The 13,824-nt window shown below is 51.6% G+C and carries 11 protein-coding genes; 10 read left to right on the forward strand and 1 reads right to left on the reverse strand.

Annotated features, from left to right (window positions below; all coding sequences use genetic code 11):
- The first annotated feature begins 176 nt into the window (after window positions 1-176).
- Window positions 177-1,898, forward strand: a complete 1,722-nt coding sequence (locus AC07N2_RS09130) for a methyl-accepting chemotaxis protein (protein WP_494777949.1) — start codon at window positions 177-179, stop codon at window positions 1,896-1,898.
- A gap of 51 nt (window positions 1,899-1,949) precedes the next feature.
- Here the strand turns inward: AC07N2_RS09130 and rarD are convergent, their stop codons facing one another.
- On the reverse strand, window positions 1,950-2,837 hold the full coding sequence (gene rarD, locus AC07N2_RS09135) for an EamA family transporter RarD (RefSeq protein ID WP_494777950.1): 888 nt from the start codon (window positions 2,835-2,837) through the stop codon (window positions 1,950-1,952).
- Window positions 2,838-3,335: 498 nt separating this feature from the next.
- Here rarD and AC07N2_RS09140 point away from each other — a divergent pair, with 498 nt between their 5' ends.
- The 9 genes from AC07N2_RS09140 to ggt all read left to right on the forward strand — a co-directional run bounded on the left by AC07N2_RS09140 (window position 3,336) and on the right by ggt (window position 13,770).
- Entirely contained in the window at window positions 3,336-4,958 is a 1,623-nt protein-coding gene (locus AC07N2_RS09140; protein WP_494777951.1) for an AAA family ATPase, read from the forward strand.
- A 517-nt stretch (window positions 4,959-5,475) separates the two neighbouring features.
- Window positions 5,476-6,087: a MotA/TolQ/ExbB proton channel family protein gene (locus AC07N2_RS09145; protein WP_494777952.1), complete on the forward strand. Its 612-nt coding sequence runs from the start codon at window positions 5,476-5,478 to the stop codon at window positions 6,085-6,087.
- A 15-nt stretch (window positions 6,088-6,102) separates the two neighbouring features.
- A complete protein-coding gene (locus AC07N2_RS09150; protein WP_494777953.1) occupies window positions 6,103-6,537 on the forward strand; it encodes an ExbD/TolR family protein in 435 nt (144 codons plus the stop codon).
- An 83-nt stretch (window positions 6,538-6,620) separates the two neighbouring features.
- Window positions 6,621-7,664, forward strand: a complete 1,044-nt coding sequence (gene lpxK / locus AC07N2_RS09155) for a tetraacyldisaccharide 4'-kinase (protein WP_494777954.1) — start codon at window positions 6,621-6,623, stop codon at window positions 7,662-7,664.
- Complete coding sequence (locus tag AC07N2_RS09160) at window positions 7,645-7,824, forward strand: Trm112 family protein (RefSeq protein ID WP_494777955.1); 180 nt, start codon at window positions 7,645-7,647, stop codon at window positions 7,822-7,824. The genes lpxK and AC07N2_RS09160 overlap by 20 nt, the downstream gene beginning before the upstream one ends.
- Window positions 7,825-7,859: 35 nt before the next feature.
- Window positions 7,860-8,612, forward strand: coding sequence for a 3-deoxy-manno-octulosonate cytidylyltransferase (gene kdsB, locus AC07N2_RS09165; RefSeq protein WP_494777956.1), 753 nt, complete (start codon window positions 7,860-7,862; stop codon window positions 8,610-8,612).
- Window positions 8,613-8,768: 156 nt separating this feature from the next.
- Entirely contained in the window at window positions 8,769-9,425 is a 657-nt protein-coding gene (gene adk / locus AC07N2_RS09170) for an adenylate kinase (protein WP_076593643.1), read from the forward strand.
- Between the two features lie 222 nt (window positions 9,426-9,647).
- Window positions 9,648-11,804 (forward strand): sodium-translocating pyrophosphatase, encoded by a 2,157-nt coding sequence (locus AC07N2_RS09175; RefSeq protein ID WP_494777957.1) that lies wholly within the window; start codon window positions 9,648-9,650, stop codon window positions 11,802-11,804.
- A 187-nt stretch (window positions 11,805-11,991) separates the two neighbouring features.
- The gene (ggt, locus tag AC07N2_RS09180; RefSeq protein ID WP_494777958.1) at window positions 11,992-13,770 is read left to right on the forward strand and encodes a gamma-glutamyltransferase; all 1,779 of its coding nucleotides are present in this window, start codon (window positions 11,992-11,994) and stop codon (window positions 13,768-13,770) included.
- The last annotated feature ends 54 nt before the right edge of the window (window positions 13,771-13,824 follow it).

Consider the following 13,824-nt stretch of genomic DNA (forward strand, 5'->3'; position numbering starts at 1 on the left):
GACGGTTCATGGTTGCACAGGGGTTGGGCGCACGAAATGAGTGAAGTGCAATTTCTTGCTGCCCTAGGAATGTGCATAGCTGCAAACAATAAAAACAGATGGTAATGGAATTTGAGTATTGAAATGCGCTGGCGTCTTTAAATAGATGTCGTCACGACTTGCTGGGGGAAAAGAAAATGAACATCTTGAATGTAAAAATTGGCGCCCGTCTGGGCATGTGCTTCGGTCTGATCTTTGTATTGACCACGATTCTGATCGTTTTTGCATTGGTTCGTTTCTCCGATATTGGAAAAATCAATCGTCAGATGATAGACACCGACTGGGTCAAGGCAGAAGCGGCTGCCACGATAGATGGCACCACCCTCGCCAATGCACGCCGCAATATGGAGTTGTTCATAGAAACAGATCCGGTCAAGGTCGAAGCCATTTATGCTGCCATCACACAGAACAAGAAGACCATTGATGATGCCGTCGCCGTACTGGATAAATTGGTCATCAGCGAAGAAGAAAAAACGTTAATGACGCAATTCAAGGAGGTGCGCGCACAGTACGTCGCTTCTTTCACCAAGGTCGGGAAAATGGTCGCCGACCGTCAGCGTGATGAGGCGATGCATGCGATGTTGACAGAAACGCTACCGGCCCTTGATGCGGTGCAAAAAGTAATCGTGCAATTGTCAGTGCTGCAAAAGAAAATAGTGGAGCAGAGCGGTGACGTCGCCGCCGGCCATATTGAATCGGCAACAACCATGATGACGACGCTCGGTATCGCAGCGGCGATTGCCGGCATTGGCTTGGCCTACTGGATATCGCACTCGATTACCAAGCCTATGAATGAGGCAGTCAAGATTGCACAAACTGTTGCCGCTGGCGATCTGAGCAGCGTCATCGACGTCAAATACAAGGATGAAACAGGACAGTTATTGCAGGCATTGAAGGAAATGAATGCCAGCCTGGTACGCATAGTTGGTGAAGTGCGTTACAGCACAGAAGCGATTGCGACCGCATCCACACAGATTGCAACCGGTAATCTGGATCTGTCTTCTCGCACCGAAGAACAGGCCAGTTCATTGGAAGAGACTGCATCGTCGATGGAAGAGTTGACCAGTACAGTCAAACAAAATGCAGACAACGCACGTCAGGCCAATCAACTGGCCATGACTGCTTCTGCAGTGGCGATCAAGGGTGGCACTGTGGTGTCGCAAGTGGTCGATACGATGGGATCAATCAACGATTCCGCCAGGAAGATTGCAGACATCATCGGCGTGATTGATGGCATCGCGTTCCAAACCAATATCCTGGCCTTGAATGCGGCTGTGGAAGCTGCGCGTGCAGGTGAACAGGGGCGCGGTTTTGCCGTAGTTGCAGGAGAGGTGCGTAATCTGGCGCAACGTTCGGCTGCCGCTGCGAAGGAAATCAAGAATCTGATCGGCGATTCAGTGAGCAAAGTAAATGTGGGCGCACGTCTGGTCGATGATGCAGGAACCACGATGCAGGAAGTGGTGGCTAGCGTGCGTCGCGTAACCGACATCATGGGAGAAATCACCGCTGCCAGCCAGGAACAGACCGCTGGTATCGAACAAATCAATCAAGCTGTCATGCAGATGGATACAGCAACACAGCAAAATGCAGCCTTGGTAGAACAAGCTGCAGCGGCAGCTGCTTCATTGCAGGATCAGGCGGGGAATTTGGTCAAAGTTGTCAGCGTGTTCAAATTGGACGGCACGCAGGTTTTGCACGTTCTGCCATCAGCTCTTAATACATTGCCTGCCAAACCAGATGCGCCTGTGTTGTCACGCAATCCTGCGCCTGCGCAGCTTGCAAGCAAGGAGACACCTGCGATCAAGAATGACAAGGTTGCTGCTTTGGCTGGTGCTGGGGATGATTGGGAACAGTTCTGATCGCTGGCCGGACGTCTCTATAAAGGTTCGTCCGGCTTGATTGGATCAGTTTTACGTATCCAGATTGTGCCGTGTATAAACGGTTTTAACGCCTTCAACGATCAGGAGTAATACCGCGATCCAGATCGGAATGTAGGTCAGCCATTCTGCGCCCTTGATGCTTTCTCCCAGCAACAAGGCAACTACTACTAGCAACACCGGTTCGACATAGCCGAGCAGACCGAACAGACTCAAGCTCAAGATTTGGCTCGCCATCATGTAGAAGATCAGAGCAAACGTGCTGATCACGCCGAGTAGCGGAATCAAGAGATACAACTGTGAATGATCGTGGAGCGTAGCAAAGTCCAGATTGCCTGCGTAGACGAACCATAAACCGGCGGGCAGCAGGAATGCCATATCGAACCACAGTCCGCCGATATTATTGGAACCAAGGCGACGGCGTAAAACGAAGTAGACCGGGTAGCCGAGTGCGACAGTCAGCGTTTCCCATGAAAAGCTGCCCACCTGATACAACTCATTTGCTACGCCAAATGCTGCGCATAGTGCGGCCAGATTTTGCAGACGCGACAGACGTTCCTTGTAGACGATGCGACCGGTCATCAACATCGTGAGCGGCAACAGGAAGTAGCCGAGTGATACGTTGAGTGCGCGACCATGTAGCGGCGCCCACATGAACAGCCACAGCTGTACGCCTAGAAATGCCGATGTCGCAATGGCACCGAGTAGCAGGCCGGGATTTTGCAGCATGCGTTGCGCCAGCATTTTCACCATGATTTGTCGGCCGCCTGACCAGATGAATATGGTCAGGAAAGGGAAGGTCAACAGCGTGCGCCAGCCGAAAATTTCTTCGCCACTGAGCGGTATCAGCAAGGTGGAGTAATAATAGAGAACGGCGAACAGCACGGAGCTGGTAACTGAAAACGTAATACCTTTGGACACTGAGACTCCGTGGCGAATTGATCTTGTTTCGTGGCCCGCTAGTATAAGGACTTTCTTTCAGTCTGGATTCTCTGATTGTCCGAAAAGCATATTTGAAAGTATGTGCAAGTGCAGCATGGCCGGATATGCGCGCTATTTGGCTGGATATGCACTATCCCTGTCCGGATAGGTGGTCGGCCCTGGCTTCACATGCCCAAGTTATTGCTTTATGATGGACGAGGCAATGCGGTCGGGCGAATACTACGAGAAACACGAAAAAGCACCGATAACGGGAAGACATGCCAGACGTGCGCTGCTGAATCACGATTTCGGCGATAGGCATCAAACAGACAGAAGGCTTCCAGATATGGAAGCCGTTTTCTTTTGTAATGTCGCACAATGATGCCTGGTTTTTGATGTTTTATGCTTCGAGTTGTCCGCATTGGCATTGCATTGAATTACGCATGGATTTTATCGGGTACCCACCTGTGCCGAACACGAAATTAGCATGGAGTTGTGATGGATTTTGAAATACCGGAATCGATGGTGAATGTGCTGCTGGAGATGATCGAAAAAGATTCTCCGTTGGCCAAACGGCTTTCCGAGCATGGCATTTGCCATGGCCGCATGATTGTTTCCAGCAAGTTGTTCGACGCGAAAGCGATGAATACCTTGTACACCTTGTGCAAAGCGCAAGACGATCGCTCCTTGATGTTCCAGATGCTGGCGCTGGACAATATTCTCGGCGCACCGCAGGCACGCAAGATTCCTGATCTGGATAAATTGGTGCCGGGTCTGGCCGCATATTTTTCACGCGATGTGATCGACGGTTGGCTGTACAAACGCAATAAAGATGGCGTGCTGCTGCCGTGGTTGATTCATCGTCTGCGCCATGTCGTACCGGATCAGGGCGCACCGTATGTCGTGATCGATCTGATCGCCAATACGATGCAAGCTGCAGGCAAGGAAGAATCATCCGATCTGCGCATGCGTCGTTCCGGCATGACCAATGCGATCGTGATCAATTCACACGATATCGTTAATCGCACGATTCCGGAATTGTTGAGCGAGCTCGGCTATTTCAAGGAATGCGCCGAATTCAAGCAGGAATACGAAAAGCAATCCAAGCGCTTCCTCACATATCAGCGTCAATTTGGTAAACAATTCATCGCGCGCAATGCGGCATTCACGATGGATGAAAAACACCGCATAGGCATGCTGACCTTGAAGGATGGTGCCGTCGCGAAATGCGTCAATGACGAGGAAATCCTGGATCGCCGTTTCGAGATGATGGCCGATGCCGAATTCTGGCGCGAGAACGGTTTCGCACAAGGTTTCGAGAAAATTCCTCTGCATTGCTATGTACATCTCTTCCATCTGGAGCTGCATCAAAACATCTGGGTGCATGTACAGAACCTAACTTCATATCAGTACAAGCCGGAATTGCGCGAGAAGTTGATTCTGCCGACACAGCACCGAGAATTGATAGACATCCTCACCGCAGATATGAGTGTGTTGATGGAAGATATTGTCGAAGGTAAATCCGGCGGCACCACGATTCTCTGTAAAGGCGCACCGGGTTTAGGCAAGACGCTGACGGCGGAAGTGTATTCGGAGGTGGTGGGCAAGCCGCTGTATCGCGTGCATTCAGGTCAGCTTGGTATTACGGCTGCATCAGTCGAACAGAATCTGTCGCAGATTCTGCGTCGCGCTGCGCGCTGGGATGCAATCTTGTTGCTGGATGAAGCGGACGTGTATATCCGTTGCCGCGACAATGATTTGCAACACAACGCTATCGTTGCCGAGTTCCTGCGTACGCTGGAATACTTCAAGGGTTTGCTGTTCATGACGACCAACCGTATTGGCGATGTCGATGACGCGATTCTGTCGCGTTGCATTGCGACGATTCAATACGAGGTGCCACCGAAGGACGACGCCATGCGCCTGTGGAAATCGCTGGCGACGCAATTCCATGCAGATTTGTCGGACGAATTGATAGACTCACTTAGCAATATTTATGCGAAGTGCAGCGGCCGCGATATCAAGGAATTGCTGAAGCTGACTTCGAAATATTGCAAGAGCAAGCAGATACCATTTTCGGAAGAAGCTTTCAGACAGTGTGCCGTATTCCGCGGTATTTAATCAATCCGGGCACGCGTATGCGTGTCTGAACATCAAGTTCGAAATGCGCTCGACGTCGAGTAATCGATGCCGGGCGTTTTTATATGTGCTGTGTTTGAGGATGAGATTGGTATTTGTGAATTTTCCACCACTGCGGCAACTCTCTCTGATGCTGGGCGGGATGTTGCGGCCGATGTATCTAGGAAACATGGCAGAAAGCAAAAATAGTCGCGATATCATCAAGGATATGCACCGCCTCATTTCTATGCACGGATAAAATTTTCTTTGAAATCAATCACTTCGACTGCTTACACACAGTTACGCACAATGTTATCCACAGAAAATGTGCACAAGTCTTTTTGCCGGGAAGGGCATGTTGTTAAAAGAATTTTCAGGTGTAGTACGGATGCCGGTTAACATGGTGTCATCGCTCGTCATGCAAGGCTGTCAAGCCGACACTGGTAGAAACTTGCTCTCCCTGCGCCAAAACGTTACATTCTCCATCCATACTTATTGAATCCCAAAGAAGGAGCTTACTTTGCTCGCCATTATTCACGCAGCAGGCTGGCCGATCTGGCTGTTGCTGATTGCTTCCGTTATTGCGTTGACCTTGATTATTGAACGTAGCCTGTACTTGCGCCGCCGCCGGATTTTGCCGCCGAGCTTGCTGGACGAAGTGATTCGGGTTTATCACAACGGCAAAATCGATGCGAACGTCGTGAGCACCTTGGAACAGAATTCACCACTTGGCCGTGTGTTGGCAGCAGGCATGCGCAATGTTGATGCGCCGCGCGATGTGATGAAAGAATCGATAGAAGAAGCAGGACGTGGCACCGCGCATGAGCTGGAGCGCTTCCTGACTACACTGGGTACGATTGCAACATTGGCTCCGTTGATGGGTTTGTTCGGTACGGTGGTCGGCATGATCGAGATTTTCGGTTCGCAGAATGCAACCGGCACCGGCGCGAATCCGACACAACTGGCGCACGGGATTTCGATTGCCTTGTACAACACCGGCTTTGGTCTGGCGATTGCGATGCCATCATTAGTGTTTTACCGCCACTTCCGCGCACTGGTCGATAGCTTCATTATCGATATGGAACAGCAAGCGGTGAAGTTTGTCGATATCGTGCATGGTTCACGCAAGTAAGAGACTGGACGCCTGATGAATTTCCGCAAGGGACAAAGCCGGGAAGATCCGGAAATCAATTTGATCGCCTTCATCGACGTATTGTTGGTGATTCTGATCTTCTTGATGGTATCAACCAGTTATAGCAAGTTCACCGCTTTGCAGATCACATTGCCGACCGCAGATGCAGAGAAGGCACTGGATAGACCGTTCGAGATCAACGTTGGTGTCGATGCGCAAGGTCGCTACTCGATTAACAATAATCGCGTCGCAGTGCAAAATCCGGAAGGATTGGCGGCAGAGCTGACCGCAGCCGCCGCTGCGTCCGGCAAGCCCAATCCTGATCCGGTGGTCATCATTGCTGCCGACGCAACTACCACGCATCAAACCGTGATCAATGTATTGGAAGCGGCGCGTATTGCCGGTTATTCCAAGGTGACGTTCGCGGCGCAAACCAGCGGTAAAAAATAAATCCTGTCATTTGGTAAGTTCTATCGTTTCGATACTGTCGCTTCAGGTGTGAAGGGCAGCATTTTCATTACGGGATCACGTCTTTGTCTCTTCAACGCTCCAATCTCGAAGCATTTTTGACGCGAACGTGGGCGCAGCGCGGGCTGGCGGCTTGCTTGCTGTTGCCTGTATCCGGCTTGTTCGGTGCACTGTCTGCTGCGCGTCGCATGTCTTATCGACTCGGACTTTCCAAAGCTCAGCGCTTGCCGGTACCCGTAGTCATCGTCGGTAATATTTTTGTTGGTGGAACCGGTAAAACGCCGTTGACGATCTGGTTGGTGCAGGCATTGCGGCAAGCTGGATTCAAGCCAGGCGTGATTTCACGTGGTTACGGTGTGCATAACGATGTGCCGCAGGCAGTGACGCCACAATCCTTGGCGCAGGAAGTTGGCGACGAACCTTTATTGATTGCATACAGGGCGGAATGCCCGGTGATGGTGGGGCGCGATCGAGTTGCCGTTGCAACCGCTTTGCTGGCTGCGCATCCGGAAGTCGATGTGCTGATTTCGGATGATGGCTTGCAGCATTACCGTTTGGAGCGGGATGTCGAAATCGTATTGTTCGATAGTCGTGGTGTCGGTAATGGCTGGCTGCTGCCGGCCGGCCCTTTGCGTGAGTCTGCATCGCGCCGCCGTGACTTTACCGTGATTAATGGCGCTGCTGTTGGGGACGTCATGCCATCTGATGCTGTTGGTATGAAGTTGGTCGGCACGACAGCGGAAAAATTGAACGATCGTTCGCAAACGAGCGCGCTGAGTTCCTTTGCCGGCATTGAAGGAAAACACTCTCCGACGATACTGGCTGCTGCTGGAATTGGTAATCCTGCGCGATTTTTTACGCTATTGCGCGATGCCGGTTTGCAGTTCGAAGAGATGGCCTTGCCTGATCATTATGATTTTGCCGATAACCCGTTTGCTGCCGTGAAAGCGGATGTGATCCTGATGACAGAGAAGGATGCAGTAAAATGTCGGCAAAATGATGGTTTGAGAAACGATCCCCGTTTGTGGGTCGTGCCTGTAACAGCGCAGCTTGATGCTGCGTTTGCTGAAAAAATTGTGGAGAAACTCCGTGGACACTCGATTGCTTGATATTCTGGTTTGCCCGATCTGCAAAGGTCCGCTTGAGCATGACAAAAAAGCGCAAGAACTGATTTGCAAGGCAGACAAGCTTGCGTACCCGATACGCGATGGCATTCCTATCATGTGGGCTGATCAAGCTCGCGATTTGCAAGCTACGCCTTCAGCTTAAGAGCTGCGTAAGCACCGCTATTCTGGAAGTTCTCGATGTCTTTTACTGTAATCATTCCTGCACGTCTCGCTTCTACTCGATTGCCGAATAAACCGCTGGCTGATCTGGGCGGCAAGCCGATGATCGTGCGTGTGGCTGAGCGTGCTATGCAATCCGGTGCGGCGCAGGTGATCGTTGCGACTGATCACGCCGATATTTTTTCCGCTTGTGTGCAGCATAAAGTAGCGGTGCAAATGACGCGTGCCGATCATCCGTCCGGCACTGACCGCATAGCGGAAGTAGCAGCCTTGATCGGTTTGCCGGATGATGCAGTGGTGGTGAATGTGCAGGGCGATGAGCCTTTGATCGATCCATCATTGATCGCTGCAACTGCCACCTTGATTACGCGCGATGTGCCGATGGCAACGGCGGCGCATGCAATCAGCGACATTGAAGAAGCCTTCAATCCGAACGTGGTGAAGGTCGTGTTGGACAAGGCTGGCCGTGCGCTGTACTTCTCGCGTGCGACGATTCCGTGGCATCGCGATGGTTTTGCCTTGAGCAAGGATGTGATGCCGGCAGCGTATGCGCCGTTGCGCCATATAGGTTTGTACGCATATCGCAATGGCTTCTTGCAGGAATACCCTCAGCTAGGCATTTCCCCGCTTGAACAATTGGAAGCGCTGGAGCAATTACGCGTGTTATGGCACGGTGTTCCGATTGCCGTACACGTGACGCCACATGCCCCAGTAACGGGTGTGGATACGCCGGAAGATCTGGAGCGCGTCAGGCGTTTTTTTGGTCAATGATGCATTGCAACAAAGTCAAAAAACATTGATTTGGCATGATTTTGTGGTAAGTTTCGTGCAAAGTTCATAGGCTAAATCTATAAATCACGACTATCCTCGGCGCCGCTTTAGCGCCTTTCGGTAATAGAATTCAAAACTCGTTTTAGGAAAAATTTCATGCGCCTCATCCTTTTAGGAGCGCCTGGTGCCGGTAAGGGCACGCAAGCTGGTTTCATCAAAGACAAATTCAATATCCCGCAAATTTCCACTGGCGACATGTTGCGCGCAGCAGTCAAGGCTGGCACGCCACTCGGTATCGCCGCCAAAAAAATCATGGATGAAGGCGGTCTGGTATCGGACGACATCATCATCGGTCTGGTCAAAGATCGTTTGAAAGAAGCGGATTGCGCCAAGGGTTATTTGTTCGATGGTTTCCCACGCACGATTCCACAAGCTGATGCAATGAAAGACGCTGGCGTTGCCATCGATTACGTTTTGGAAATCGATGTGCCGGATGAAGCGATCGTTGAGCGCATGAGCGGTCGTCGTGTACACCCGGCATCGGGTCGTACTTACCACGTCAAATTCAATCCGCCAAAAGTGGCAGGCAAGGATGACCTGACTGGTGAAGAATTGATCCAGCGTGATGACGACAAGGAAGAAACCGTCAAGAAGCGTCTGTCGGTCTATCACGATCAAACAGAAGTGTTGGTTGGTTACTACAATAAATGGGCAGAATCCGGCAAACCGGGTGCGCCTAAGTATCGCAAGATCGCGGGCGTCGGTCCAGTCGATCAGATACGCGACGCGGCATTTGCAGCGTTGGAAGGTTAAAAAGAAAGCGGACTATATGTCCGCTTTTTTCATGCTTGTTCAAACTGTTGTATCGCTATAGCATTAATATCGATAGCATCAAGAGACTCAACCAGCCCTGGCACTCAATAATAAAAAGGGCGACAGAAAGTTTTGCAGTACGCAGTTAGCACGGGACATTCTTTATGTCTGTTGCATTGTCGTAGTGGTTAACTTAGTCGTGAAAAAACAGGAGGAGTCGATATGGCATCAAGTCTATGGTTCGCCATTGCGTGCGGCATTATTGCCGTCGTCTATGGTCTGATCTCTCGCAGTTGGATACTCAAGCAAGATGCTGGTAATGAACGCATGCAGGAAATTGCTGCCGCGATTCAACAAGGTGCTGCAGCCTATCTGGCACGCCAGTACCGCACTATTGCCATCGTCGGCGTCGTGCTCTTCATCATCATCGCGTTGGTGCCCGGCCTTGGCCTAGTAACGGCGATGGGCTTCCTCATTGGTGCTGTATTGTCCGGCGCATGCGGTTTTATCGGCATGAATGTATCGGTGCGTGCCAATGTGCGTACTGCGCAAGCGGCGACCAAGGGCATGAACGAGGCATTGGATGTAGCGTTCAAGGGCGGCGCGATTACCGGCATGTTGGTGGTTGGACTGGGTTTGCTTGGTGTCGCCATTTTCTTTTTGATTCTGGTCACCTCAGCATTGCATGGCGTTGGTTATACCGTCACCTTGCATGATGTGATCACGCCGATGATAGGTCTGGCATTTGGCGCATCGCTGATTTCGATTTTTGCACGACTTGGCGGCGGTATCTTTACCAAAGGTGCGGACGTTGGTGCGGATCTGGTCGGTAAGGTCGAAGCTGGCATTCCTGAAGATGACCCGCGCAATCCGGCAGTGATTGCCGACAATGTAGGTGATAACGTAGGCGATTGCGCCGGTATGGCAGCTGACTTGTTTGAAACCTATGTGGTGACCTTGATTGCCACCATGTTGCTGGGTACTTTGGTGATGCGCGGCATGGAGTTACAGGCAGCCATTTATCCTCTGTTGTTGGGGGGCGTATCCATTCTTGCTTCCATCGTCGGCTGTTCGATGGTCAAGGCCAAGCCGGGCAAGAAAATCATGTCGGCTTTGTACACAGGCTTATGGTGGGCTGCTGGTTTGTCACTGATCGGTTTTGCCGTCGTGACCTGGTTGGTTATTCCCCCCGAGTTGCAATTGGCGATGATGGGTTCTGCAGTGGTCGGTATCGTGTTGACTGGTTTGATGGTCTACATCACCGAGTACTACACCGGCACCGACTTCAAACCGGTACAGCATGTGGCGCAGGCATCGACTACCGGTCACGGCACCAACATCATTGCTGGTCTTGGCGTATCCATGCGTTCGACGGCATGGCCGGTCGTTTCGGTGTGTGCGGCGATTCTTGCATCGTATTGGCTAGGCGGTTTGTACGGTATCGCGATCGCGGCAACAGCAATGTTGTCGATGGCCGGCATTATCGTGGCGCTGGATGCTTATGGTCCGATTACCGATAACGCGGGTGGTATTGCAGAGATGTCAGGCATGCCGGAATCGGTGCGTGCAATTACCGATCCGCTGGATGCTGTAGGTAATACAACCAAGGCGGTGACCAAAGGTTATGCGATTGGTTCTGCCGGTTTGGCGGCGCTCGTTTTGTTTGCCGATTACACGCATGCTTTGGATTCTGTCGGCAAGAGCACTTCCTTCGATTTGTCTAATCCTCTGGTTATCGTCGGCCTCTTCATCGGTGGTTTGATTCCGTACCTGTTCGGTGCGATGGCGATGGAAGCAGTGGGACGTGCAGCTGGTGCTGTCGTAATGGAAGTGCGCCGCCAGTTCCGCGACATCAAAGGCATCATGGACGGTACCGGTAAACCGGAGTACGACAAGGCTGTGGACATGCTGACTACAGCGGCGATCAAGGAAATGATTATTCCATCCTTGTTACCGGTGGTGATTCCGATTCTGGTTGGCATGATACTTGGACCTGCTGCGCTCGGCGGTTTGTTGATGGGTGCGATTGTGACGGGTATCTTCGTGGCAATATCGATGACCACCGGTGGTGGTGCCTGGGATAACGCGAAGAAATATATCGAAGACGGCCATCACGGCGGCAAAGGCTCCGAAGCGCACAAGGCAGCGGTCACCGGCGATACTGTTGGTGATCCGTATAAGGATACGGCTGGCCCGGCAGTGAATCCTTTGATCAAGATCATCAATATCGTTGCATTGCTGATGGTGCCGCTACTGCCTGCATCTGGTTTTCAAATGACGCAAAGCAGTGTGACGGCGGTTACGATAGTGTCGCCGGTGACAACTATCGTTGTTCCTGTTGAAAGTGCACCAGCACCTCCGGCATTGGTTAAACCTTAGACATTGGTTGATGAGGAAGAAAAGGGCAGCTTCGGCTGCTTTTTTCTTGTGCGGGATTGCTTGTCGATTTCGTTGAAGTAGTGCATCGAAATGCAATATCGCTGCTTCAACAAACTGACAGTAGGTCGCAAGCGGTTTACACTAGGGCAAACCTTGTGCTTCCATCTTTGCTTCTCCGGGACCTTGCATGATTAAAACGCCTGTTATTGCCGTCGTATTGTCCGCCTTGCTTGCAGCTTGCAGCAGCGTACCTGTTCACAAAAACTATATCCCGATTGAGCCAGAAGGCAGTAGCGGCTACACGGAAAAACCAGGCTGGGTCGCGAAGAAATACATGGTGGCCGCAGCCAATCCGCTTGCTGCGGATGCTGGTTATCAAATATTGAAAGCTGGTGGTTCGGCGGTTGATGCTGCGATTGCAACGCAAATGGTGCTGGGTTTGGTAGAGCCGCAATCGTCGGGTATCGGCGGTGGTGCCTTCCTGTTGCATTACGATGGGTCGCGCGTGAAAGCCTTCGATGGTCGTGAAACTGCGCCAGACAATGCATCGGGAAAATTATTTCAAACTGCCGACGATAAGGCGATGCCTTTCCATGAGGCAGTAGTCGGTGGTCGCTCAGTTGGCGTGCCAGGCGTGCTGCGTATGCTAGAACTGGCACATCAACAGTACGGCAAGTTACCGTGGGCTACATTGTTCGCTCCGGCGATTCAATTGGCGACAGATGGATTTGCCGTCAGTCCGCGTTTGGCCACCTTGCTGCAGTCAGAAACCTATCTGAAAAATGATCCTGTAGCCGCCGCTTATTTCTACGATAAAGATGGCAAGCCAAGACCAGTCGGTTATCTGTTGAAAAATCCGGCGCTGGCCGCGACTTTGACGACTATTGCGAACGAGGGGGCCAACGCTTTCTACAGAGGGCAGATTGCACAGGACATCGCCGACAAGGTAAATAAGCATCCGACTAATCCTGGAGGATTGAGCGTACGTGACATGGCTTCTTACAGAGCCAAGGTGCGTGAGCCGATTTGCAGTGATTACAAGTCTTGGATCGTGTGCGGCATGCCGCCGCCTTCGTCCGGTGGTATTGCGATTGCACAGATACTCGGGATACTGGAAACGAAAGACATGCGCGCACTTGCACCGGTGGATGGCGTATGGAATGCCGAGGCAGTGCATCTCTTTTCGGAAGCGGGGCGACTGGCTTATGCAGATCGCGACCGTTACATAGGCGATCCTGAGTTCGTGTCATTTCCCGGTGGTAGCGCACGACCTTTGCTGGATAAAAAATATCTGATACAACGCGCTGCCTTGATTCGTGAAGAATCGATGAAGAAAGCGCAGCCTGGCCGACCTTTCGGTGCACGCATAGCATTGGGCAACAATACCTCGCTTGAGTTGCCGTCTACTTCGCATATCTCGATTGTCGATGGCAACGGTCATGCAGTCTCGATGACGACCACGATTGAAAACGGTTTCGGTTCGCGTCAGATGGTGGATGGATTTTTGCTGAACAATGAACTGACCGATTTTTCCTTCAATGCGACGGATGCCAATGGCTTGGTTGCGAATCGTGTGCAGCCTGGCAAGCGACCACGTAGTTCGATGTCGCCAACTTTCGTCTTTGAAAAAGGAACGCAGAAGCTAGTGTTGTCGATAGGCTCGCCGGGTGGCGCTTCCATCATCAATTATGTGGGCAAGGTTCTCATCGGCACGATGGATTGGGGACTCAATGTGCAGCAGGCGATCAACTTGCCGAACGTCGGTAGCCGCAACGGCCCAACCGAACTGGAGCAAGGCCGTGTATCGAATGCACTGGTCAATGCTTTAGTGTCGAAAGGTCATGAAGTACAAGTGCTGGAGCAAACTTCCGGTTTGCAAGGCATCATGCGTTTGAATATACACGGTGAAGAAGTCTGGTTTGGCGGTGCCGACCCACGGCGCGAAGGTATTGCCAAGGGAGATTGATACAACGACGGTGTGCTTCGCTTGTCCGACATGTGAAAGGCTCAGTTAATTGGT

It is taken from the genome of Herminiimonas sp. GW821-FHT09C12, assembly GCF_059416385.1.